Here is a 23,378-nt window from a genome sequence, read left to right as displayed (position 1 = left end):
ACGAGGACCCGGCCGCCGGGCGGCCCCACGAGGCCCGGGGCGGCAAGGACCGCCCGGCCGAGGGCCAGGACCGGCAGGCGACCGCGATACCGGGCGGCTCACACCCCCGCGCCGCGCAGCCCGCCCCGGACGGGACCACCCCCACGACACGCCCCCGCGCGGCCGGGGCCGGCGCCTCCGCACAGGCCGAGGCCGAAGCGCAGGTCCCCACGGCGCGCACCCGCGACGCCCGGGGCGAAGCCGCCGCGCCCACCGCCGCGCCCAGCGGTCCCGCCGCCACGCCCGCTGCCGATGGGGACGGGCCCGAGGTCCGGACCCGCGACGCCGCGCCGGACACGGCCGACACTGACACCGACATCGACACCGGGACGGCCGACGCGATGCCCGGCAGCGCCGGCGGGTCGGCGCCGGACGGCGGAGTGGCCCGGCGCGAGGGCGACCGGCTGCGGTTCGTCGGGGCCGCGACCCGGCGGATCGCCCGCGGCATCGACCTCGACGAGATCGTGCTCGGCCTGTGCCGGGCCACCGTGCCGACCTTCTCGGACGCCATCCTCGTCTACCTGCGCGATCCGCTGCCGGTGGGCGACGAGCGTCCCGTCGGTCCGGTCGTTTTAAGGCTGCGCCGCACCGACCGGCTCCGCCCGATCGACGACCTGACCGGAGCGGAGGGCGCCGGGGCCGCGGGGGCCGCCGGCGAGCTCGACTTCAGCCAGCTGCCGATGGTCGGCCCGCAGGGTGACCTGCCCGCGGCCGAGCTGTGCGAGATCCGCCCCGGCGGGGCGCTCGCCGAGGTGCTGCGCGGCGTACGGCCCGTGTTCGGGTCCGCCGCCGGGGCCAAGGACGCGCTGCCGGAGCTGCTCGGCTCGGAGCACCCCGTACCGCGCGGCCAGCGGGCCATCCTCGCGCCGCTGAGGGGCCGCCGCCGCGTCATCGGCGCCGCGGTGTTCCTGCGCAGCCCCGAGCGGCCCGCGTTCGAGCAGAACGACCTGCTGGTCGCCGCCCAGCTGGCCACGCACACCGCCCTCGGCATCGACAAGGCGGTCCTGTACGGCCGCGAGGCGTACATCGCCGACGAGCTCCAGCGCACCATGCTGCCCGACGGCCTGCCCCAACCCACCGGGGTCAGGCTGGCCTCGCGCTACCTGCCCGCCGCCGAGACGGCCCGGGTCGGAGGCGACTGGTACGACGCGATACCGCTGCCCGGCAGCCGCGTCGCGCTCGTCGTCGGCGACGTCATGGGCCATTCCATGACCTCTGCCGCGATCATGGGCCAGCTCCGCACCACGGCACAGACCCTGGCCCAGCTGGACCTGCCGCCCGCCGAGGTGCTGCACCACCTGGACGAGCAGGCGCAGCGCCTGGGCTCCGACCGGATGGCCACCTGCCTGTACGCGGTGTACGACCCGGTCTCGCACCGGATCACCATCGCCAACGCCGGCCACCCGCCGCCCGTGCTCCTGCACCTGGGCGGCCGGGCCGAGGTGCTGCGCGTGCCGCCCGGCGCCCCCATCGGCGTCGGCGGCGTGGACTTCGAGGCCGTCGAGCTGGACGCCCCCGCCGGGGCCACCCTGCTGCTGTACACCGACGGCCTGGTGGAGTCGCGGCTGCGCGACGTGTGGACCGGCATCGAGCAGCTGCGCGAGCGGCTCGCCACCACCGCCCAGCTGACCGGCCTGGACCACCCGCCGCCGCTGGAGGCGCTCTGCGACGACGTCCTGGACATGCTCGGCCCCGGTGACCGGGACGACGACATCGCGCTGCTCGCGGCCCGCTTCGACGGGATCGCGCCCAGTGACGTCGCGTACTGGTTCCTGGACCCGGAGGAGACCGCTCCGGGCCGGGCCCGCCGGTTCGCCCGTCGCGCGCTGACCCGGTGGGGCCTGGAGGAGCTCCAGGACTCGCTGGAGCTCCTGGTCAGCGAGGTGGTCACCAATGCCGTCCGGTACGCGGAGCGGCCCGTGACGCTGCGCCTGCTGCGTACGGACGTACTGCGCTGCGAGGTCGGCGACGACTCGCCGCAGCTGCCGCGCCAGCGCCGGGCCCGGGAGACCGACGAGGGCGGCCGCGGGCTGTTCCTGGTCAACCGGCTGGCCCGCCGCTGGGGCGCCACCCGACTGAGCAGCGGCAAGGTGGTCTGGTTCGAGCTCCCGCTGCCGGGGGCGAACGACCGGCGCTGAACCCGCGCGGTACCCGCCCGCCAACACCGCCGCCCCGCAGCACGGATGCTGCGGGGCGGCGGTGTGTCAGGGGCCGTTCGATCGTCCTACGGGAGGGTGATCGGCGGGCTCTTGCTCGGGTCCGGGCTCTTGCTCGGGTCCGGGCTCTTCGAAGGGCTCTTGCTCGGGTCCGGGCTCTTGCTCGGGTTCGGCGAACTCTTGCCGGGGTCCGGGCTGTTCTGCGACGGCGAGACGGGCGTGGACGGCGCGCTGGAGGACGGGGAGCTCGACGGGGAGCTGCTGCGGCTCGGCGCGATCGTGGGGCCCATGTCCGCCTCGGAGAGGTCGAACTCGCCGGTGTCCGCGCCCTTCAGCGCTGCCAGCGTGTACGCCTTCCAGATCTCGGCCGGGAAGCTGGAACCACCCGCTCGGCCACCACCCGCGGTACCGGTCAGGGTGGTCTGCTTGGCCGTGCCGGGCTCCTCGCCGAACATCGCGACGACGGTGACGAGTTCCGGGGTGTACGCGGTGAACCAGGCGGCCACGTTGGACTCGGTCGTACCGGTCTTGCCGGCGGCCTCGTAGGCGGAGCTCCGCACGGCCTTGCCGGAGCCGTCCTGGACGACGCCGGTGAGCACCTTGGTCACCGTGTCGGCGGTCTCGCGGGTGATGGCCTGGCTGCCGACGGACTCGACGGGGGTGAAGCTGCGGTCGGCGTGCTTGGCGCTCTTGATGACCGTCGGGGTGATCCTCTTGCCGTGGGCGTCGAAGGTCGCGTAGACGCCGGCCATCTCCAGGGTGTTGGCGCTCATCGTGCCGAGCGACATGGCCGGCTTGTCCTCCGGCCAACCCGGGCGGTCCTTCATGCCGAGCTGGAGGGCGGTCTTCTTCACCTTCGGCGGGCCCACGTCCACGATCATCTGGGCGTACACCGAGTTCACGGAGGAGTTGGTGGCCGCCTGGACCGTGAGCAGCGGGTCGCCGTAGTTCGCGTTGTCCTGGTTCTGCGGGGCGAACGGGGTGTCGCTACCGACGACCGGGCGCTTGCTGGTGCCGTCGTAGAGGGCGTTCGGGGTGATCGCCTTGCCGTCGTGCGTCTTGGCCTTGGTCTCCAGGGCGGAGGCGAGCACGATCGGCTTGAACGTCGAGCCGGGCTGGAAGTCCTGGCGCAGGGCGTTGCTCGACCAGTGGTCTCCGAGGCCGGTGCCGCCGTACATCGCGACGACCGCACCGGTCTTCGGGTCCACGGAGGTGGCGCCGGCCTGCACGGCGGCGTCGACGGGCCGGTCCTTGCGGTCGAGCTTGGACTCCAGCTCGTCCTGGACGGCCTTCTCCAGCGCGGCCTGCTTCTTGGGGTCGATGTTGAGGGTGATCTCCCAGCCACCGGCCTGGAGCATCTGGGCGGTCATACCGGTCTGCCTGCGCAGCTCGGCGTCGGCCGCCTGCTTCAGGTAGCCCTTCTGGCCCTCCATTCCGGGGGCCGCCTTGGGCTTGATCGGCTCCTGGAACTTCAGTTCCTTGCGCTTGGCGGGGTCCAGAGCACCCATCTCGACCATGTTGTCGAGGACGCCGTTGAAGCGGACCATGACCAGCCGCTTGCCGTTCGGGCCTGCGGTCGCCCAGTCGTAGTCGCTGGGGGCCTGGAGGACGGCCGCGAGGTACGCGCCCTGTTCCAGCGTCAGCTTGTCGACGTCGACGCCGTAGTAGGCCTGCGCGGCGGCCTGGATGCCGTAGGCGCCGCGACCGAAGTAGCTGGTGTTCAGGTAACCCGCGAGGATGTCCGGCTTCTCCATGCGCTGGTCGACCTTCAGGGAGATCACCAGCTCCTTGAGCTTGCGGGTCGGCGTCTGGTCCTGGTTCAGGTAGAAGTTCTTGACGTACTGCTGGGTGATCGTCGAACCGCCGGCCTTGCCCTTGCCGGTGACCGTGTTGAACAGGCCGCGCGCGATGCCCAGGAAGTCGACGCCCTGGTCCTGGTAGAAGGACTTGTTCTCGATGGCGATGAAGCCGGTCTGGACTTCCTTGGGGACCCGGCCGATCGGGACGATCTCGCGGTTCATCTTGCCGTCGCGCGCCATGATCGAGCCGTCGGCGTACTTGTAGACGTTGCTCTGCGTGAGGGCGTCGACGTTCGGGTCGGGCTCGTCCACGTAGAAGTAGAGGGCGACGAGTGCGCCCATGCCGAGCAGGACCATTCCGAAGAACGCCCCGAGGATCTTCTTCCAGGTGAAGAAGCGACGTATGCCGGTCCGTTTGCCGGTGCGCCCCTTCCCTCCGGCGCTCCCGCGCGGCGCCCGTCGCGCACTGCGCTGCTGCGCCTTACGCGCTTCTGCTCGGCCCATCGCTCCCGCTCCGCTCGATTTCCCCCCCGACGTCAGCTCAGAAAGCTAACACCGCAGGTTGTGACAAAGGTCAGCCAACCATGGCCAATACTGGTCATTTCGGACGTGAGAATCAGCACCCACATCAAGGGAACCGACGCGCGGCAGCCCCATAGGGTTGCGGCGGCCTGAAAAAGTGATATCACTTTGCTAGGCGGCTCGACCAGTCGCGACCAAGCGAATCGGGGCATAAGATGACGAATCTGGCGGCACCCTCTGGAGAGGTACGGGAGTTCACGGCGCGCAGCGTGGGCGGTGGACTCGCCCTGCTGCTGGGGCTGTTGGGGGCGGTGGTGGGCGCCGCGCTGATCGCCCTCGGCGTGACGGCCGGCGGAGACGTGATGCACGCGTCCCTGATACCGCCCGGCGTCCTGCTGATCGTCCTCGCGGTGGTCTCGATGAGCGGGCTGAACACGGTGGCCCCGGGCGAGGCCCGCGTGGTCCAGCTGTTCGGCCGCTACCGGGGGACGATCCGCACGGACGGCCTGCGCTGGGTCAACCCGCTGACCTCGCGGGAGAAGATCTCCACCCGGGTCCGCAACCACGAGACGGCCGTCCTGAAGGTCAACGACGCGTACGGCAACCCCATCGAGCTGGCCGCCGTCGTGGTGTGGCGGGTGGAGGACACCGCGCGGGCCACGTTCGAGGTGGAGGACTTCACCGAGTTCGTCGAGACCCAGACCGAAGCGGCGGTCCGGCACATCGCGATCGAGTACCCGTACGACGCGCACGAGGAGGGCGGGCTGTCCCTGCGCGGCAACGCCGAGGAGATCACCGAGAAGCTCGCGCTCGAACTGCACGTGCGGGTGGAAGCCGCAGGAGTCCAGATCATCGAGTCCCGCTTCACGCACCTGGCGTACGCTCCGGAGATCGCCTCCGCGATGCTCCAGCGCCAGCAGGCGGGCGCGGTCGTGGCGGCCCGCAAGCAGATCGTCGAAGGTGCGGTCGGCATGGTCGAACTGGCCCTGACCCGGCTGGCGGAGGAGGACATCGTGGACCTGGACCCGGAGCGCAAGGCCGCCATGGTCTCGAACCTGATGGTGGTCCTCTGCGGGGACCGGGCCGCCCAGCCGGTCGTCAACACGGGCACGCTCTACCAGTGAGCCCCGCCGGCGAGCCGCAGGACCCGCAACCGGGCCGGGGCCAGGAGAAGGCCCCGCGGGCGGGGCGGCAGGCGCGCAAGCAGGTGCTGCTGCGGCTCGACCCGCAGGTGTACGACGCCCTCGCGCGCTGGGCGGGCGAGGAACTGCGCAGCGCCAACGCGCAGATCGAGTTCCTGCTGCGGCGGGCCCTGGCCGAGACCGGCCGCCTGCCGGGCGGGGCCGCCCCGATCCCGCCGCGCGGCCGGCCCCGCGTCCCGCCCGCCGAGTCCTGACGGCCCGGGCCCTGGCAGTGAGCCCGCTCGGCCTGCCGCTGCCGCTACTGCGGCGGCGGCTGCTGATGCGACCGGGTGGTCTGCTACGCCGTGACGCCGGGTGCGCGCAGGCCCGTACGCCCGCCCCTGCGGGAGCGCCCTACTCGGCCGGCCACACCGGGAGCGGGCGCACGGCTTCGCGCAGTGAGCGGGCGATGGCCCGGAACTCCTCCTGGCGGGCCGTCCCCGTCCGCATGGCCAGCGCGATCCGCCGCGAGGGCGCGGGCTCGGCGAAGTACCCGGTGGCCAGGTACTCGTTGCGGGCGGTCTCCAGCCGCAGCGCGGTGCGCGGCAACAGGGTCACCCCCAGTCCCCCGGCGACCAGTTGTACGAGGGTGGACAGTCCGGCGGCGGTCGTGGTGACGTCCGCCCCGTCGCTGCGGCCCGCCTCGCGGCAGATGTCCAGGGCCTGGTCGCGCAGACAGTGCCCCTCGTCGAGCAACAGCAGTTGCAGGCCCCGCAGTTCCTCGCGCGGGATGTCCTTGCGACCGGCCAGCGGGTGCTCCCGGGGTGCGAGGAGTACGAAGTCCTCGTCGAAGACGGGTAGTTCAGTGACGCCGGGGACGCCGAGGGGCACCGCGAGCAGCAGCAGGTCGAGCCGGCCGCCGGCCAGCCCGTCCAGCAGCGAGGAGGTCTGTTCCTCGTGCACCTGGAGGTCCATCCGGGGGTAGCGGCGGTGGAACAGGCCGAGGACGGTCGGCAGCAGGTAGGGGGCCACCGTGGGGATCACTCCGAGCCGCAGGGCCCCGGTGAAGGGCGCCCGCACCGCCTCGGCCTCCTCCAGCAGCCCGCCCATGGCGTCGAGGACCACCCGGGCCCGGGCGGCGATCCGCTCGCCGGCAGGGGAGAGCAGCACCTTGCGGGTGGTGCGCTCCAGCAGTTGGACGCCGAGGGCCTCCTCCAGCGCGGAGACGGCGCCCGAGAGCGCGGGCTGGCTCATTCCGATGGCCGCGGCGGCGTCCCGGAAGTGCAGGTGTTCGGCGACGGCGGCGAACGCGCGCAGCTGCGCGAGCGTCGCCTGCTTCGCTCCCCTGTTGCCGACAGCCACTGATAGGTACCTCCGATCACCCGCCACCAGACTAGCTCCGGCGGCTCCCCCCGACCTCCGTGCCCTGCGGGCCTCGGGACGGTGCGTGAGAGTGGAGGTAGGGCAAGGAAGGCCCGGTCACGGCCTTCGCCCCGGGCGGCAACCATGAGGAACAAGCTCGTTCGGATCGCCGTCCTGGCCCCGCTGGCGGCCTCGCCGCTGGTCCTGGGCCCGACCGTGCTGGCCCACCCCGCGGCAGCGGCACCCGCGGCCGGCACCTGCCAGGTCGTGCAGGGCCACGCCCCCCACCGAACAATTGGGCGATCAACGGCAGTGGGTTCACCGGGGACACGCTCGCGGTCACGGGCGACAGCGGCTACAGCAGCACCGCCAAGGTCACCGGCGGCAGCGTCCGGGTCGCCAGCCTCCCACAGGGCCACTACACGGTCGGGGCGTCGCGTGCACGGGTGGGAAGGAGCCCGCGAAGGAGGGTACGGACACGGGTGCGGACGCGAAGGTCCAGTACGACAAGGGCTTCCAGAAGGGGTTCCAAGCGATCAGGGGGGTCTGCAGCGCCAAGACGTTCTGCGGCGGCAAGACGGAGGGACAGTCGGGTACCTCCGAGCACGACAAGGGCTACAAGCTCGGCTACGAATCCGCCAAGGCCACCTGCAAGACCACTCCACCGCAGACCGCCGTCCAGCCCGACCCCGAATGGCTCAACGGCTACAACGAGGGCGCCGCGAAGGCCGTGGCGGAGTTCTGCAAGTAGCTGGCGATCGAAGATCGTTCTCCGTCGCTCTTTGCACGCGCCGACCCATTGATAGGCAAGCCTGATCAGCACGACCACTCTTTGCGATTTCCGCGATCAATGCTGGCTGTGTCAGCATGTGAGACCGTCCAACCCCTCAAGGAAAGCCCCAAAAGGGCCACTTTCCTGATTCGCAAGGAGAGCACGTGCTCACTGTCGGTGACAAGTTCCCCACCTACGATCTGACCGCTTGCGTCTCGCTCGAAGCCGGCAGCGAGTTCGCCCAGATCGACCACAAGACCTACGAGGGCAAGTGGCGCGTGGTGTTCTTCTGGCCGAAGGACTTCACCTTCGTCTGCCCGACCGAGATCGCCGCCTTCGGCAAGCTGAACGAGGAGTTCCAGGACCGCGACGCCCAGATCCTCGGCGTCTCCGGCGACTCCGAGTTCGTCCACCACGCCTGGCGCAAGGACCACGCCGACCTGCGTGACCTGCCCTTCCCGATGCTGGCCGACTCCAAGCACGAGCTCATGCAGGCCTGTGGCGTGCAGGGCGAGGACGGCTTCGCGCAGCGCGCGGTGTTCATCGTCGACCAGAACAACGAGATCCAGTTCACGATGGTGACCGCCGGTTCCGTGGGCCGTAACCCCAAGGAGGTCCTGCGGGTCCTCGACGCCCTGCAGACCGACGAGCTGTGCCCCTGCAACTGGAACAAGGGCGAGGGCACCCTGGACGCCGGCGCGCTGCTGGCCGGTGAGTGACGGATGTCCCTCGACTCCCTCAAGTCCGCCATACCGGACTTCGCCAAGGACCTGAAGCTGAACCTCGGCTCGGTCATCGGCAACCAGGACACCCTCTCGCAGCAGCAGCTGTGGGGCACCGTCCTGTCCTGCGCGATCGCCGCCCGCTCCCCGCGCGTCCTGCGTGAGCTGGAGCCCGAGGCGAAGGCGGCCCTGTCGCCGGAGGCGTACGCCGCCGCCAAGTCCGCCGCCGCGATCATGGCGATGAACAACGTCTTCTACCGCACCCGCCACCTGCTCTCCGACCCGGAGTACGGCACGCTGCGGGCCGGTCTGCGGATGAACGTCATCGGCAACCCGGGCGTGGAGAAGGTCGACTTCGAGCTGTGGTCGCTCGCCGTCTCCGCGATCAACGGCTGCGGCCAGTGCCTGGACTCGCACGAGCAGGTCCTGCGCAAGGCCGGCGTCGACCGCGAGACGGTCCAGGAGGCCTTCAAGATCGCCTCGGTGATCCAGGCCGTGGCGGTCACCCTCGACGCCGAGGCCGCCCTCGCCGCCGAGTAGCACCCCCTCGTACGCAGAGCCGTACGAGCTCAGGACCCCCGCGGCCCCACGCAGCCGCGGGGGTCCTGTCGTTCACTTGCGCAGGGCCGCCATCAGGACCCGCACGTCTTCGATCATCGCCGCCTGGACGGCGGCCTCGTCCGGGTCCGCGGCCTCCGGCCCCCCGTACCACTGGACGGTGAGGCTGAAGACGGCGCCCCCGTCGAGTACTTCGAGCCGTGAACCGCCGACCCGGTGGGTGAGCAACGCCCGCTCGCCGAGCCCGGGGACCTGCTCCACCTCGCCGCCCGAACTCGCCATGGCGCCGATGCCCCCGAGGCCGGTGGGCCCCGCGCCGAACTCCGTGCGGGGATCGGCCTTCTTGTGCAGCTGGACCAACACCTCGGCCCCGTACGACAGGCGGCCGTCGACGTACGGCGTGCCGTACGCGCAGTACGCCCAGTCGAGCGCGGGGTGCTCCTCGTGGCGGGCGTAGTCCCCGGTGAGCTGCGCGGTGGACCCGGACACCGCGGTCAGCTTCACCTTGCACAGGTCCTCGACGTGCCGGTACGCGATCCGCGGCGCGGGGTCGCTGAAACGATCCTGCACCGTCAGGACACCGGCCCACACGGCCGAGGCCAGTACGGCCCCGCCGAGCGCCCATAACCAGGCCCTACGAGGCCCCCGTAGCCGCTCGCGCGGGGCGTCGGGCTCCTGCGCCGGCATGTACGGCCGGTCGGCGCCCCACTCCCCTGCGAGCTCAGGCTCGCTGATCACGTCCGGCCTCGCGGTAGGCATCCTCGACTGCCGTCGATCCGTGCGGGCCGGGCCCGATCGGTGTGGCGCCCTGGAGGAGCTGCTCCCGCGAGTACGCCCTCAGGTAGACGACCACGGTGTTGGTGACGGCCACCAGCGGCACGGCGACCACCGCTCCACCGATGCCCGCGACCATGCCGCCCGCGGCCACCGACAGCACCACCGCGAGCGGGTGCACCCGTACCGCCCGGCCCAGGATGAAGGGCTGGAGCACGTGCCCCTCGATCTGCTGCACCGCCAGCACCACGGCCAGCACCATCAGCGCGGTCCACGGCCCCTGCGTCACCAGGGCGACGACCACCGCGAGGGCGCCGGAGACCACCGCGCCGACGAGCGGGATGAACGCGAACAGGAAGATGAAGACGGCCAGCGGCACCGCCATCGGCACCTTGAGGAAATAGATGCCGAGGCCGATGAAGATGGCGTCGATGAGCGCGACGAGCACCGTGCCGCGCACGTACGCCGTCAGCGTGCGCCAGGCGCGCGGACCGGCGCCCGCGACGCCGGGGCGCGCGGCGGCCGGGACGAGGCCCTGCACCCAGGTCCAGATGCGCTTGCCGTCGTAGAGCAGGAACAGCGTCGAGAACATCGCGAGCAGTATCCCGGTGAGCACCTCGACGAGGACCGTCACGCCCTGGAGGCCGGCGGAGGTGATCTGCTCGGTGTTGGTGCCGATGGTCTCGCTGAGGTTCTTCGCGATGTCGTTGATCTGCTTCTCGGTCACGTGGAACGGACTGTCCAGTGCCCAGAGTTTGAGCTCGTTGATGCCGTCGCGGACGCGCGCGGAGAGGTCGTCGAGGTTCTCCATGACCTGCCAGACCACGAACCAGCCGACCAGGCCGATGATCACGAACCCGAGGATCGCGGTGACGGCGGTGGCGAGCCCGCGCGGCAGACCGAGGCGGCGCAGCCGCACCACGAAGGGCTGGAGCAGCGCGGTGACGAGCAGGGCGGCGGCGAAGGCGAGGACGACCAGGCGGACTTCGCTGATCACCTTCATCACCACCCAGAGCATCCCGGCGAGCAGCAGGAGCCGCCAACTGACCTCGGCGGCGACCCGCATCCCCCACGGGACGACGCTCACCGGGTCGGGGCGCCCGCGCGGCGCGGGCGGGTACGGGAGGTGGTCCGGGTGCTCGGCGGAGATGCGGGGCGCAGGGCCGGCCGCCGGGGGCGCCGGCGCGGTCGGGGCCGTCACCGGGACGGGGGCTGCGCCGGCGTTCTCCGCCTCGACCTCGGCACGCCGCTCGTTGAGCCGTGCCTCCATGCGGCTCAGCCTGTTCCCGAGCCGGCCGAGCCAGCCTGCCCTCTTCGCCATGTCTTTCCTCTCCCCCGCCCGTGGACACACCTCGAAAGACCGTACACGCGAGGAGCCCCGCACCGTATGACGGTGCGGGGCTCCCGGAGGTTGAGCGGTGGCCTGGCCTAGTACCAGCCGTTGGCCTGGTGGTAGCTCCATGCGCTACACGCACTGCCGTAGCGGCTGTTCATGTAGTTGAGGCCCCACTGGATCTGGGTGGCCGGGTTGGTGCGCCAGTCGTCGGCGACCGAGGACATCTTCGAACCCGGGAGCGCCTGGACCAGACCGTACGCGCCCGAGGACGAGTTGACGGCCTTGTAGTTCCAGGTGGACTCCTCGTTGATGATGTTCGAGAAGCACTGGAACTGCCCGGCCGGAACGATCTGGCGGGCGATGTCCTTGACCTGGGCGACCGTGTAGGAGCTCTGGGGGGCGAAGTCTCCGGCGCTGCGGGTGGCGGAGCGGCTGGCGATCTGCTCCTTCTCCTCGCGGTCCTTCTTCGCCTTCTCGTCGGCGGCCTTCTGCGCCTCGGCCTTCTTGGACTTGGCGTCCTCGGCGGCCTGGATGCGGGCGGCTTCCTCGGCGACGCGCTTGGCGTCCGTGTCGGCGCCCTGGGCGATGGCGTCGGCCTGCTGCGTCAGGGACGCGTTCTGGACCTGCGCCTGCTCGCCGACCGGGATGTCGGTGAGGAGGGTCGCCCCGGACGCGGTGGTCTCGAGATCGTTCGAGGCGGGGTCGCCAGTGGCAACGCCCACGACTGCGCCAACGGTGGTGACTGCGGTGGCCGAAGCCACTGCGAATCCCCGGACCGAGATCCGGCTCACACGGTGTCCTTCCAGCAGCGTCCGCAGTGACCGGGCGGGCGCAATAGTGCCCCTCGACACTGGCCTCCGTGGTGCTGCGATCACTGGAGGCGCGGGCCCGTGGGCAACTCCCTTGCGGGGGTTGCCGCGTGGTGCTCGGGCGGCATACGGCGAACGACTGTGGAGTTGTGGTGCTGCGGTCGTACCTCACGGGAGATACAGGTGTGCCGTATGCGGGGCCTGACGGAAAACAGACTCTGCCGGACCCCGACACCGCAAGGCAATTCTCCGCTACGTGGGAAAGGTCACACCTGGCATGTCGCGGTCGGTTTCGCCAAAGCCCTGTGCAGCACGACGCCGCCCGGCTAGGCTCTCGGGCCTTTGCCGGGCGGCGCCAACTCACTTTCCCGCTATGGGGGTTTTACCCCGTTCGCGGTTACAGGGATTCGAGCATCTCGGTGACCAGGGCGGCGATCGGGGAGCGCTCGGAGCGGGTGAGCGTGACGTGGGCGAAGAGCGGATGCCCCTTCAGCTTCTCAACGACCGCGACCACTCCGTCGTACCGGCCGACCCGCAGGTTGTCCCGCTGGGCGACGTCGTGGGTCAGAACGACCCTCGAATTGGCCCCGATTCGGGACAGAACGGTCAGCAGGACATTGCGCTCCAGCGACTGCGCCTCGTCCACGATCACGAAGGCGTCGTGCAGCGAGCGCCCGCGGATGTGCGTGAGCGGCAGGACCTCCAGCATCCCCCGGGTCAGCACCTCCTCGATGACCTCGCGCCCGGCGACCGCCGAGAGGGTGTCGAAGACCGCCTGCGCCCAGGGGCTCATCTTCTCGTTGGCGTCCCCGGGCAGGTAACCGAGGTCCTGGCCGCCCACCGCGTACAGCGGCCGGAAGACCATCACCTTCTGGTGCTGCCTGCGCTCCAGCACCGCCTCCAGGCCCGCGCACAACGCCAGCGCCGACTTTCCGGTGCCGGCCCGGCCGCCCATGGAGATGATGCCGATCTCCGGGTCGAGCAGCAGGTCGAGGGCGATGCGCTGCTCGGCGCTGCGGCCGTGCAGCCCGAAGGCCTCGCGGTCGCCCCGAACGAGCCTCACGTTGCCGTCCGGCGTGACCCGGCCCAGGGCCTTGCCGCGTTCGGACTGGAGGACCAGTCCGGTGTGCACGGGCAGTTCGGCGGCCTCCGGTACGTACAGCCGCTCCTCGGAGTAGAGCAGGTCGACCTGCTCTCCGGACAGCGCGAGCTCGCTCATGCCGGTCCAGCCGGCATCGGTGATCGCGAGCTCCGCCCGGTACTCCTCGGCGAGCAGCCCCACGGAGGAGGCCTTGATGCGCAGCGGGAGATCCTTCGAGACGACCGTGACGTCGTAGCCCTCGGCCTGGAGGTTGCGGGCGACCGCGAGGATCCGCGAGTCGTTGTCCCCCAGTCGGAAGCCGGCCGGCAGGACACCGGGGTCGGAGTGGTTGAGCTCGACGCGCAGGGTGCCGCCCAGATCGCCCAGCGGGATGGGGGCGTCGAGGCGACCGTAGCGAACCCGGAAGTCGTCGAGCAGGCGCAGGGCCTGGCGGGCGAAGTAGCCGAGTTCGGGATGGTGCCTCTTTGCCTCCAGCTCGGTGATCACCACGATCGGGAGCACGACCTCGTGCTCGTCGAAGCGGGAGATCGCGTTGGGGTCTGCCAGCAGGACGCTGGTGTCGAGGACGTAGGTCCGCCTGTCGGGCAGGCGGCGCTTTGTGCTGGTCACCACGGAAGGACGTACCCCCTCGGAAGAGGTCGGGCCATGAAGACCGGACCGGTCATCGGCACCCATGCCAGGGCCGATTTCCGGCCCTCCCACTCCGTCCGTGCGATGGCACGTGCGTCCTGGTGCAAAGGGCCTCCCGGGCGGACGACCCCATGCCGTCCGCTGAGACTCGACACCCGTGGATCGGGCATCGACCTGAAAGGGATATTCCCCGATCAGGCCCGGCCATGCCATGGCATATGACGGACGCTCGGTGAATCCCTGGTGAAGGCCTTGCGCGGAGGGCTAGAGGTGTCCGTGGGGCTCCCGGGGCGACGCCCGGGGGCTCCCGAGGGGGCGTCAGGGCATGGCCGGATCCCGGGGACGGGGTCCGGGGCCGGCCCCGGGGACGGGGGCGGATCCCGCGGGCGGGGCCGGGCCGCCCGGGATCAGGTCCCGTACCGCCGGTGGCGCGCCGCGTAGTCGCGCAGCGCGCGCAGGAAGTCGACCTTGCGGAAGGCCGGCCAGAACACTTCGCAGAAGTAGTACTCGGAGTGGGCGCTCTGCCACAGCATGAATCCCGACAGCCGCTGCTCGCCGCTGGTGCGGATCACCAGGTCCGGGTCGGGCTGGCCGCGCGTGTAGAGGTGCTCGGCGATGTGGTCGATGTCGAGGATCTCGGCGAGCTCCTCGAAGGACGTGCCCTTCTCCGCGTGCTCCAGCAGCAGCGAGCGGACCGCGTCGGCGATCTCCTGGCGGCCGCCGTAGCCGACGGCGACGTTGACCAGTATCCCGTTCACGTCGTGGGTGGCCTGCTCGGCCTCCTTGAGCACGGACTGGGTCTGCGCGGGCAGGATGTCGAGGTTGCCCACGTGGTGGACGCGCCAGCGGCCGTCCGCGGCGAGGCCCCGGACCGTGTTCTCGATGATGTTGAGCAGCGGGCGGAGCTCGACTTCCGGCCGGTCCAGGTTGTCCGTGGACAGCATCCACAGGGTGACGACCTCGACGTCCGTCTCGGTGCACCAGCCCAGCATCTCGGAGATCTTGTCGGCCCCCGCCTGGTGGCCCTGCTCCGTCGTGCCGCCGGACGCCTTCGCCCAGCGCCTGTTCCCGTCCAGGATCACGCCGATGTGCTTGGGCGCCGCGTCATGGTCGAGGCGGCCTTCCACCCGGCGTGCGTAGAGCCTGTACACCAGGTCGCGCAGCTTCACGATCTTCCAGCCCCTCCGTGCAATGCCCCCGTGCGAAATGCGGTCCCACCCCCGAGTCCGCCACATTACTGCGCGGCGGGATCGGGTACCCAACTCGGTCTGTCACAAGTCCGTGATAGGGAGGACAACGTGACTGATAACAATCCCTATCGGGCAGAGCCCTCGCGCTACGACTCCATGCAGTACCGACGCACCGGCCACAGCGGCCTCAAGCTTCCCGCCATCTCTCTCGGCCTCTGGCACAACTTCGGTGACGACAAGTCCCTGGAGACCCAGCGGGCGATCCTGCGCCGCGCCTTCGACCTCGGCGTGACCCACTTCGACCTGGCGAACAACTACGGCCCGCCCCCCGGCTCGGCCGAGCTCAACTTCGGCAAGATCTTCGCGCAGGACTTCGCGCCGTACCGCGACCAGCTGATCCTCTCCACCAAGGCCGGCTACTTCATGCACGAAGGCCCCTACGGCGAGTGGGGCAGCCGCAAGTACCTGATGAGTTCGCTCGACGCATCGCTGAAGCGGATGGGCGTGGACTACGTCGACGTCTTCTACTCGCACCGCTTCGACCCGGAGACCCCGCTGGAGGAGACCATGGGCGCGCTCGCGTCCGCGGTGCAGCAGGGCAAGGCGCTGTACGTGGGCGTCTCCTCTTACACGGCCGAGCAGACGGCCGAGGCCGCGCGGATCCTGCGCGAGATGGGCGTCCGCCCCCTCATCCACCAGCCCTCGTACTCCATGATCAACCGCTGGACGGAGGAGGACGGCCTGCTGGACACCCTGGAGGACGCCGGCATGGGCTGCATCTCCTTCGCACCGCTCGCGCAGGGGCTGCTGACCGGCAAGTACTTGAAGGGCATCCCGGAGGGCTCGCGGGCCGCCGCGGGCAAGTCCCTGAACCCGATGCTGCTCTCGGACGACGTGGTCCGCCGCCTGCACGGCCTGAACGAGATCGCGGGACGGCGCGGGCAGTCACTGGCGCAGCTGGCGCTGAACTGGGTGCTCCGCGACGAGCGGATGACCTCGGCGCTGATCGGCGCTTCGAGCGTGTCCCAGCTGGAGGAAAACGTGGCGGCATTGGCCGGCGCGCCGCTCTCGGAGGAGGAGCTGAAGGAGATCGACTCCTTCGCCGTGTCCACCCCCGGCACCAACATCTGGGCCCAGCGGGGCTGACCTGCGGCTTTGCCCGGCGGATGGTGGAAACAAAAAACGGGCCGGTCCGTGGGGGGGATACGGACCGGCCCGAGGGGGGGGTTCCACCATAACCCTTCGTAAAGCGAGATGCGTGCATTGGCGCAAGATGATTACGCTCCGAAACCGCCCAGCAGCACTCCGGTGAGGGCTCCGGCCGCCATGAAGGGCCCGAACGCGAACGCCGTCCGGCCGCCTGCGGGGCCCCGCAGCACAAGGGCGAGCCCGTACAGGGCCCCGTAGAGGAACCCGAGGAAGGCTCCGACCGCCCATACCCCCCATCCGTACCACCCAAGAGTGACCCCGAGGGCGAGCGCCAGCTTGACGTCCCCGAGGCCCATGCCGGCGGGGTTGATCAGGAAGAGCACCAGGTACGCGGCCCCGAGCGCGACCCCGCCCAGCAGCGCACCGGACCAGGTCCCGCCGGAGCCGGGCAGGAGGGCGGCGGCGCCGAGGCCGAGGGCGGTGGCGGCGGCGAGGGGCAGGGTCAGTACGTCGGGCAGCCGCTGCACGGCGAGATCCACGAGCCCCAGCAATACGAGGACGGGCGCGACGGCTACGTACACCGCCCCTTCGGGTCGTCCCCCGACGACCCCGGCGAGCCCCCCGCACACCAGACCGCAGCCGCCCGCGGTCCAGGCGACGGGAATCCCGTACCGATGCGAAGCCCCCCGACAACGGGGCGGGCCCAGCCAGGCGGGGATCGGATGGCCTTCGGGGCAGTGGGCGCGCCACTCGGCACCGGGCTCGACCGACAGCCGGTACGCGGCCCGCGGCAACAGCAGCCCCGCCACCCCGCCGTAGGCGACCGCGGCGGCGACGATCACGATCAGCCCCATCTGCCGAAGGTAGGCGCAGACGCCGGCACCCGCATGGGCCCGGGGGCCCAACCACCGGGGCCCGACCACCCCTACCCTGGCGGCCATGACGACCAGCAACGGCCTGCTCCACCTCGGGCCGGGCCGGGCGCCGGTGCCGTTGGAGATCGCGGCGTCCTACCGGGCCCGGACCCGCGGCCTCCTCGGCCGCGACGGCATCCCCGGCGCCGCCCTGCTCCTCACCCCGGCGGGGAGCGTGCACACGTTCCGGATGCGGTTCGCGATCGACGTGGCGTACCTCGACCGCCGGCTGCGCGTCATCGCCCTGACCACCATGACCCCGGGCCGCCTCGGACTTCCCCGCCTGCGCTCCCGGCACGTCCTGGAGGCCGAGGCCGGGGCCATGGCCGCCTGGGGCCTGCGGGTCGGCTCGCAGCTCGACATCGCCGGACCTGACGACGTCGAGGGCCGTCGCAACTGCCGCTAGGCCCCGGGCTCCCCCGGCGGTAGGTTGGGGCGGTTGAGCTGGGGTCTCAGGGGAGCGGCATGACGGAGAACGCGCGTATCAAGGCGCTGGAGCAGATCATGCCGGCGACGCACGGCGCCGACGAGGACGTCGACTGGCCGGCTGCCGAAGCCGTGTGGCGGACCCGGTTCCCGGCCGATTTCATCGCCTTCATGGGCCGCTTCGGTGCGGGCTCCATCAACGGCGAGGCGAGCATCCTCCTCCCGCTTCCCAAGCCCGGTCTCCAGTGGGATCCGGCCGAGATGGCCGAGGAGACCGCCAATGCCCGTCACGTCTGGGAGGCGGAGGGCGGCCGGGCCGCCTTCGACGTGGACCCCGATTCGATCATCGCGTGGGGCGTGACCGGCGGCTCGGACATCCTGTGCTGGCTGACGACCGACGCCGATCCGGACCGCTGGCCCGTCCTGGTGGTCGGCCGGCACACCGCCGACTCCTTCGCGGTCTACCCGTACGGCATGGCCGAGTTCCTGTTCCGGCTCTGCTCCGACGAGTTCGACGTGAGTCCGGTCAGCATCACGTTCTGGGACGGCGGGCACCTCAGCTTCGTGCACTGGCGCAAGGCCCAGCGCCGCTGGCAGGAGGGCCGCAACCCGGAGACGGGCGAGCCCGACCCGTACGCCGGCGAGTTCGCCGACTGACCTGATCCGTACCCCTCGACCCGTTCCGTGGAGCCCAATGGGCCGGAATCGGGCGTTTCGGCATGTCTACGCGCGTCCGATTTGTTGATCACATATCGGAAAACACCAGCCGGAAAAGCCGCACTTGGAGCATTGCCCACAAGTTCCGACCCAATGGAACCAACCGCCCCTGCACAGGAGAGAATTCCGGCCAACGGGCCACGGACGGACACTCCAGCCCGGAGCAACTCATAAGCAGTAACGGGACTCAAAAGAAATTCAGGGGAATACACCCGTGCGACGAAGAATCTTCGGAACGGGCGCGACCGCGGTCGTGCTCGGTCTACTGCTCCCGCTGTCCGGATGCGGCGGTTCAGGAAACAGTGCAGGTGACAGCGGTACGCTGCACCTGGTCGCTGCCGAATACGGCGACACCAAGGCCACCAGTTCCAAGGCCTTCTGGGACAAGGTGACGGCCGATTTCACCAAAACCAACCCGGACATCAAGGTCGAGGTCAAGCTCCTGCCGTGGGCGGACATCGACCGCGAGGTCTCCCGTATGGTCAAGGCCGGCAATGCGCCGGACATGGCGCTGATGGGGTCGTACTCGGACTTCGCGGCGCAGGGCAAACTGTATTCCGCGGACGAACTCCTGTCGGTCTCCGCCGAGGCGAACTTCCTCCAGCCGTTGGCCGAGGCCGGCTCGGTCGGGAACACCCTGTACGGCCTTCCCTGGGTGGCGAGCAGCCGGCTCCTCTTCTACAACCAGGGCCTCTTCAAGCAGGCCGGCGTCAGCGAGCCGAAGACCTGGGCCGATCTGAAGTCCGCAGCCAAGGCGCTCAAGGACAAGGGCGTGAAGTACCCGTACGCCCTGCCGTTGGGTCCGGAGGAGGCGCACGCCGAGGCGATGATCTGGGAGCTGAGCAACGGCGGCGGCTACGTCGACAGCGGCGGCAACTACAACCTGGCCTCCGACCAGAACATCCTGGCGTTCCGCTGGCTGAAGGACAACCTGGTCGGCCCCGGCCTGACCGGGCCCGTCCCGCCGTCGCAGCTGAACCGCGCCGACGCCTTCGCCGCTTTCGTGCGCGGCGAGGTCGGCATGCTGAACGGCTACCCGCAGCTCCTGCACGAGGCGCGCGCCAAGGGCATCGACGTCCGTACCGCGCCCATGCCGGTGTCGGACACGATCGGCACCGGGGAGACCCCGCCGGCCGTGGGTGTCGCCGACTGGATGATGGCGTTCAAGCAGAACGGCAAGCGCGCCGAGATCGGCAAGTTCCTGGACTTCATCTACCAGGACAAGAACCTCATGGACTTCGCGGGCCGCTACCACCTGCTGCCGTCGACCGTCTCCGCCTCCCGCACCCCTTCCGGCGGCGGCCTGGACAACAACGACCAGTTCTTCCTGACCGCCCTGCGCGGTGCGCAGCTGTACCCGGTGAACGATCCGTCGTGGGTGACGGTCAGCGACACCATCAAGCGCAACATCGGCCGTGCCGTGGAGCCGGGCGGCGACCCGAAGAGCGTGCTGGAGGAGATCGCCGCCAAGGCGAACGAGGAGACCAAGAAGAAGCACTGACCGATCGGCGTCGAACGCCGAAACATCCCGTACGACACGGGACTTTCGCCCCTGCCTCATCCCACCCCGTGCGGCAGAATGGCTGCCACGGCTCTTGATCCAAGGCCGCGGACCAGTCGCCCGCCGAGCGCCCACAAGGTGCACAGGGCGGCCGGCCCTCTCTTCCCCGCTCCCGTCCCCCGCTCTCCCCCCGCCGTCTCCGGTTCAGGCCCTGCCGTGCTCCGTCGAGAACGCGGTCCGGTACTGCTCGCAGCTGGAGTTCCAGCGCAGCGTGCCCGAGAGCGTCCCGTAGCCCGAGCGGGTGACCGACCACTCCACCGTGTACTCGCCCGTGTCGCAGGCGATCCGCTTGCCGCCCGGGACCTTGGCGCGCCCCGTCGCCGGCCGGTCCGCCAGTTCCTTGTGCACCTCGGCCGCCTTGGCGTGGTCGCCGGAGCGCCGCAGTACGGCGTGCACGACGATCGGGTGCTTGCCGTCCTTGGTGGTCACGGCCTTCTTCACCAGTGTCGAGTCCGACACCGCCCAGCCGAAGTCGAACGAGGGCTGCCACGCGAGGGTCTTGGGGTCGCCGGCCCGCCGCTCGAATTCGGGGGCGCCGGCGGGGCCGGGGCGGGTGACCGTCTTGTACTGCACTCCGGGGTAGAAGCGGAACTGCCCTTCCACCTTGTGCATCTCGTCCTTGGTCCACAGTGACTTCATGGCCTTCTCGCCGCCTGCCGGGTCCTGGAGGTACGTGCCGTCCGCGGCGGTGGCGGCCTGGCCGAGGGCGGGAAGGGCGGTCGCCACGGCGGCGGCGAGGGCGAGAGCGGCGGTGCGGGTGCGCTTCATGCCCGGTCCAACGGGGGCTCTCGGCGGGCTGGAACGAGGCCGGGGGCGCTTTCACCCGTACGGGATGCGCGCCCCGGAATATTCCATGATCACCTTCCGTTCGGGATGGCACGACGATGCGGAACGCGGTGGGGAGCCCGGATGAGCGCGAGTGCGAACGTGAACGTGAAGGCGAAAGTGAACGGCACGGTGGCGGCGGGCTGGGAGCCCGTGCGCGAGGAGTTCGAGGCGTTCGTCGCGGCCGAGGCGCACTCCCCGGAGGCACAGTTGGCGGTGTACCGGGACGGCCGCCGCGTGGTCGACCTGTGGGCCGGCGAGGACACCGACGGCTCCACCCTGACCGGGGTCTACTCGATCAGCAAGGGCGCCGCACACCTGGTGGTGGCCCTGCTGGTGCAGGACGGCGTACTGGACCTGGAGCGTCCGGTGTCGGCGTACTGGCCGGAGTTCACCGGCGGCGGCAAGGAGCGGCTGACGGTGCGGCAGTTGGTCTCGCACCAGTCCGGGCTGATCAACACCGCCGAGGGCTTCGACTACGCCGAGCTCGCGGACGACGCGCTGGTGGCGGCGCGGCTGGCCAGGCAGGAGCCGTACTGGGAGCCAGGGACGGCGTACGGGTACCACGCCCTGGTGATCGGCGCGCTGTCCGGCGAGGTGGTCCGGCGGGCCACCGGCAGGTCCCTCCAGGAGGTGTTCGAGGAGCGGATCCGGGCCCCGTACGGGCTGGACCTGTACCTGGGCCTGCCCGAGGAGCTGGAGGGCCGCTGGAAGCCGGTCCTGGACATGCTGCCCACGCAGGAGCAACTGGCCGCCCGGGCCGCCGCGGGCACCGCGGTTCCGGAGCTGCTGCCGGTGGCCTTCAACGCGCACCGCGAGACGCCGACGGACCTGGTGGCGTTCGCCAACCACCCGAAGGTGAAGGCGCTGGGCCCGGCATCGGCCGGCGGCATCGGCACGGCGCGCGCGGTCGCCGCCATGTACGCGGCGGCGATCAGCGAGGTGGAGGGCCGGCCCGCGCTGCTGGAGCCGCAGACGGCGGCCGAGTTCGCGCGGCCGCACACGCCGGGCGAGGACCGGGTGACCGCGGAGGAGGACCACTTCGGGCTGGGCTTCGAGCGGCAGCACGCGGTGGGCCCGCGGGCCTTCGGGCACAGCGGCGCGGCGGGCGGCCTGGGCTGGGCGGACCCGGCGACGGGGATCGGGTACGGGTACACGCGCCGCCGGTTCGGCTTCCCGGGCGGCGCCGCCCCCGAGAACGACCGCTTGGCGGCGGCGGTCCTGCGGGCGGCGGCGGGGGAAACGGCGGGTCAGGAGTCGGCGGGGCAGAAGTCGGCGGGGCAGAAGTCGGCGGGGCAGAAGTCGGCGGGTCAGGCCTGACCGGTCTCGAAGCGGCTGATGCGCCCGTCGCCGTCGGTGGTGAACCGCCAGGCGGTGCGCATCTCGCCCCACGTGTCGTTGCGGTAGCTGACGACGAGGGCGCGGCCGCCGTCGGCTTCGGACTCGACGTCCATGTGCCCGCCGGAGGACCAGATCTCCTTGTCGGCCCACTGGGCGACGTCGCGGTCCGAACCGTCGTCGGACATGGTGGCGCCCTCGGTGAGGACGGCCCGGAAGGCTTCCCGGTCGCCCGAGTTGACGGCGGCGACGAAGGCGCGGACGGCGGGGTCGGTCAACTGGCTCGACGGGATCACGGGGCCTCCTGGGCGGTCGTACGGGGCTGGTGCGGGCTGCGTGCCGGACTGGTGCGGGGCGGCGTGCGGGGCTGCGTGCGCGACCAGGGAACACCGCGGGCGGCGCCGGGGCGGCGATCCTCACCCGTTCGCCATCGGACGGCGTGTCAGGAGGCGTCGGGCGCGGTGCGCACGGGGAATCCGGTGGGGCGGCCCCGGTCCTTCAGCCAGGCCAGCACCTGATCGAGGGCCTCGACGGTCTGCGCGCGGTTGCCGCCGCCGTCGTGGAAGAGGACGGTCGGGCCGTTGCCGATCTCGTTCTTGACCGCGTTGACGATGACGGCGACACCGGGCTTGCCGAAGTCTTTGGTGTCCACGTTCCACCCGAGCGGGCGCATGCCGTTCGCGGCGGCGATGCGGCGGCTTTCGGGAGTGAACGCGCCGCCGGGGGCGCGGTAGTACTCCACCTTGGCGCCGCCGCCCGCCGCGTCCTCGATCATCTTCTTCGCGTCCAGGATCTGCTTCTCCTGGTAGGCGACGGGCTTCTTGTCCATGGCCGTGTTGTGGTCCACGGTGTGGTCGCAGAGCCGGTGGCCGCCCGCGACGACGCGCTTGACCAGGTCGGGGTGGGCCTTTGCCTGCGGCCCGATCATGCAGAAGGTCGCCTTCACGTCGTACTTCTTCAGCACGGCGAGGACCTTGGGGGTCCACTGGGGGTCGGGGCCGTCGTCGATGGTGACGTTGACGGCGTTGCCTCCGCTCTCGGAGGCGTGGGCTATGCCGTCGGGTATCCCCGACTGCGGCGCGCCGCCGGCGCCTTGTGCGGAGCCGCCCGTCGCACCGCCGCCCTTCGCACCGTCGTCCGTTCCGGTGCCCTCACCGCCGGTGCCGGTCTGGCGCGCCACGTTCTCCTGCGCCTGCCGCCCCTGCCCCGGTTCGACGAGGGCCGCCACCCCCCACACCGTCCCGGCCACGGCGGCGGCCGCCGCCACGACGGCTGCCCCGGCCCGGATGCCCTGCCTGTTCGCGCGCGTGGTGAAGCCCATGAACCGTCCCCTCCCCAACCGCTTTCGTGTGCGCTCTGCCCTCCAGGACGACCCGTGAAGCAGAGGAGTTCCCACCAATTCCCCCGTAATCTTCAACTATTAGGACCTTGGTCCTTGATCGTCCAGATTTCGACCCCACCTGAAACAGGACGAAACCACAACAACGCCTGTAACCGCTTCGGGGCATGAAAAAACCCGGCCCCGGCGGAAAATCCGCCGGGGCCGGGCTGCCGAG

Annotated in this window: 22 protein-coding genes; 11 read left to right on the top strand and 11 right to left on the bottom strand. The window is 70.9% G+C overall.

The window, feature by feature from the left end; all coding sequences use genetic code 11:
• The first annotated feature begins 86 nt into the window (after positions 1 to 86).
• Entirely contained in the window at positions 87 to 2,177 is a 2,091-nt protein-coding gene (locus OG974_RS26455; protein ID WP_327285761.1) for a SpoIIE family protein phosphatase, read from the top strand.
• An 86-nt stretch (positions 2,178 to 2,263) separates the two neighbouring features.
• Here OG974_RS26455 and OG974_RS26450 read toward each other — a convergent pair whose 3' ends face one another.
• On the bottom strand, positions 2,264 to 4,498 hold the full coding sequence (locus tag OG974_RS26450; protein WP_327285176.1) for a transglycosylase domain-containing protein: 2,235 nt from the start codon (positions 4,496 to 4,498) through the stop codon (positions 2,264 to 2,266).
• Between the two features lie 233 nt (positions 4,499 to 4,731).
• Between OG974_RS26450 and OG974_RS26445 the strand changes: the two genes are divergently transcribed.
• Entirely contained in the window at positions 4,732 to 5,640 is a 909-nt protein-coding gene (locus tag OG974_RS26445; protein ID WP_327285175.1) for an SPFH domain-containing protein, read from the top strand.
• Entirely contained in the window at positions 5,637 to 5,912 is a 276-nt protein-coding gene (locus tag OG974_RS26440) for a hypothetical protein (RefSeq protein ID WP_327285174.1), read from the top strand. Before OG974_RS26445 ends, OG974_RS26440 begins: the two co-directional genes overlap by 4 nt.
• A 139-nt stretch (positions 5,913 to 6,051) precedes the next feature.
• Here the strand turns inward: OG974_RS26440 and OG974_RS26435 are convergent, their stop codons facing one another.
• Positions 6,052 to 6,999 carry a hydrogen peroxide-inducible genes activator gene (locus OG974_RS26435; RefSeq protein ID WP_327285173.1) on the bottom strand — a complete coding sequence of 316 codons (948 nt, stop codon included), beginning with the start codon at positions 6,997 to 6,999 and terminating at the stop codon, positions 6,052 to 6,054.
• A gap of 295 nt (positions 7,000 to 7,294) precedes the next feature.
• Here OG974_RS26435 and OG974_RS26430 point away from each other — a divergent pair, with 295 nt between their 5' ends.
• The 3 genes from OG974_RS26430 to OG974_RS26420 all read left to right on the top strand — a co-directional run bounded on the left by OG974_RS26430 (position 7,295) and on the right by OG974_RS26420 (position 9,033).
• The gene (locus OG974_RS26430; RefSeq protein ID WP_327285172.1) at positions 7,295 to 7,750 is read left to right on the top strand and encodes a hypothetical protein; all 456 of its coding nucleotides are present in this window, start codon (positions 7,295 to 7,297) and stop codon (positions 7,748 to 7,750) included.
• A gap of 185 nt (positions 7,751 to 7,935) precedes the next feature.
• Positions 7,936 to 8,490: a peroxiredoxin gene (locus OG974_RS26425; RefSeq protein ID WP_030159560.1), complete on the top strand. Its 555-nt coding sequence runs from the start codon at positions 7,936 to 7,938 to the stop codon at positions 8,488 to 8,490.
• Positions 8,491 to 8,493: 3 nt separating this feature from the next.
• The gene (locus OG974_RS26420) at positions 8,494 to 9,033 is read left to right on the top strand and encodes an alkyl hydroperoxide reductase (protein ID WP_327285171.1); all 540 of its coding nucleotides are present in this window, start codon (positions 8,494 to 8,496) and stop codon (positions 9,031 to 9,033) included.
• A gap of 72 nt (positions 9,034 to 9,105) precedes the next feature.
• Here the strand turns inward: OG974_RS26420 and OG974_RS26415 are convergent, their stop codons facing one another.
• From OG974_RS26415 to OG974_RS26395, 5 genes are all read right to left on the bottom strand, one after another.
• Positions 9,106 to 9,789 (bottom strand): hypothetical protein, encoded by a 684-nt coding sequence (locus OG974_RS26415; RefSeq protein ID WP_328763511.1) that lies wholly within the window; start codon positions 9,787 to 9,789, stop codon positions 9,106 to 9,108.
• Positions 9,773 to 11,146, bottom strand: a complete 1,374-nt coding sequence (locus OG974_RS26410; RefSeq protein WP_328763509.1) for an AI-2E family transporter — start codon at positions 11,144 to 11,146, stop codon at positions 9,773 to 9,775. The genes OG974_RS26415 and OG974_RS26410 overlap by 17 nt, the downstream gene beginning before the upstream one ends.
• Before the next feature lie 107 nt (positions 11,147 to 11,253).
• Entirely contained in the window at positions 11,254 to 11,952 is a 699-nt protein-coding gene (locus tag OG974_RS26405) for a transglycosylase SLT domain-containing protein (RefSeq protein WP_327285167.1), read from the bottom strand.
• Between the two features lie 415 nt (positions 11,953 to 12,367).
• Positions 12,368 to 13,684, bottom strand: coding sequence for a PhoH family protein (locus tag OG974_RS26400; RefSeq protein ID WP_327285166.1), 1,317 nt, complete (start codon positions 13,682 to 13,684; stop codon positions 12,368 to 12,370).
• Between the two features lie 425 nt (positions 13,685 to 14,109).
• A complete protein-coding gene (locus OG974_RS26395) occupies positions 14,110 to 14,871 on the bottom strand; it encodes an isoprenyl transferase (protein ID WP_327285165.1) in 762 nt (253 codons plus the stop codon).
• A 129-nt stretch (positions 14,872 to 15,000) separates the two neighbouring features.
• On the opposite strand from OG974_RS26395, the gene mgrA reads away from it, so the two are divergent.
• Positions 15,001 to 16,038 (top strand): L-glyceraldehyde 3-phosphate reductase, encoded by a 1,038-nt coding sequence (mgrA, locus tag OG974_RS26390; RefSeq protein WP_327285164.1) that lies wholly within the window; start codon positions 15,001 to 15,003, stop codon positions 16,036 to 16,038.
• A 131-nt stretch (positions 16,039 to 16,169) separates the two neighbouring features.
• Here mgrA and OG974_RS26385 read toward each other — a convergent pair whose 3' ends face one another.
• On the bottom strand, positions 16,170 to 16,895 hold the full coding sequence (locus OG974_RS26385) for an A24 family peptidase (protein ID WP_327285163.1): 726 nt from the start codon (positions 16,893 to 16,895) through the stop codon (positions 16,170 to 16,172).
• An 85-nt stretch (positions 16,896 to 16,980) separates the two neighbouring features.
• Between OG974_RS26385 and OG974_RS26380 the strand changes: the two genes are divergently transcribed.
• From OG974_RS26380 to OG974_RS26370, 3 genes are all read left to right on the top strand, one after another.
• Positions 16,981 to 17,361, top strand: a complete 381-nt coding sequence (locus OG974_RS26380) for a DUF192 domain-containing protein (RefSeq protein ID WP_327285162.1) — start codon at positions 16,981 to 16,983, stop codon at positions 17,359 to 17,361.
• Positions 17,362 to 17,420: 59 nt separating this feature from the next.
• On the top strand, positions 17,421 to 18,038 hold the full coding sequence (locus OG974_RS26375) for an SMI1/KNR4 family protein (RefSeq protein ID WP_327285161.1): 618 nt from the start codon (positions 17,421 to 17,423) through the stop codon (positions 18,036 to 18,038).
• Positions 18,039 to 18,312: 274 nt separating this feature from the next.
• On the top strand, positions 18,313 to 19,599 hold the full coding sequence (locus OG974_RS26370) for an extracellular solute-binding protein (protein ID WP_327285160.1): 1,287 nt from the start codon (positions 18,313 to 18,315) through the stop codon (positions 19,597 to 19,599).
• 204 nt (positions 19,600 to 19,803) lie between these two features.
• Here OG974_RS26370 and OG974_RS26365 read toward each other — a convergent pair whose 3' ends face one another.
• Positions 19,804 to 20,427 carry a hypothetical protein gene (locus OG974_RS26365; protein WP_329314414.1) on the bottom strand — a complete coding sequence of 208 codons (624 nt, stop codon included), beginning with the start codon at positions 20,425 to 20,427 and terminating at the stop codon, positions 19,804 to 19,806.
• Between the two features lie 141 nt (positions 20,428 to 20,568).
• On the opposite strand from OG974_RS26365, the gene OG974_RS26360 reads away from it, so the two are divergent.
• The gene (locus tag OG974_RS26360) at positions 20,569 to 21,804 is read left to right on the top strand and encodes a serine hydrolase domain-containing protein (protein WP_329314412.1); all 1,236 of its coding nucleotides are present in this window, start codon (positions 20,569 to 20,571) and stop codon (positions 21,802 to 21,804) included.
• On the opposite strand, the gene OG974_RS26355 is transcribed toward OG974_RS26360, so the two are convergent.
• Positions 21,795 to 22,118: a nuclear transport factor 2 family protein gene (locus OG974_RS26355; RefSeq protein ID WP_327285157.1), complete on the bottom strand. Its 324-nt coding sequence runs from the start codon at positions 22,116 to 22,118 to the stop codon at positions 21,795 to 21,797. The two genes, OG974_RS26360 and OG974_RS26355, sit on opposite strands and share 10 nt — an antisense overlap.
• Before the next feature lie 146 nt (positions 22,119 to 22,264).
• A complete protein-coding gene (locus OG974_RS26350; protein ID WP_328763501.1) occupies positions 22,265 to 23,143 on the bottom strand; it encodes a polysaccharide deacetylase family protein in 879 nt (292 codons plus the stop codon).
• Positions 23,144 to 23,378 lie beyond the last annotated feature (235 nt).

The organism is Streptomyces sp. NBC_00597 (assembly GCF_041431095.1).
Lineage (GTDB): Bacteria > Actinomycetota > Actinomycetes > Streptomycetales > Streptomycetaceae > Streptomyces.
The sequence above is the reverse complement of the archived record's forward strand: the minus strand, read 5'-3'. Positions and strand labels throughout refer to the sequence as shown.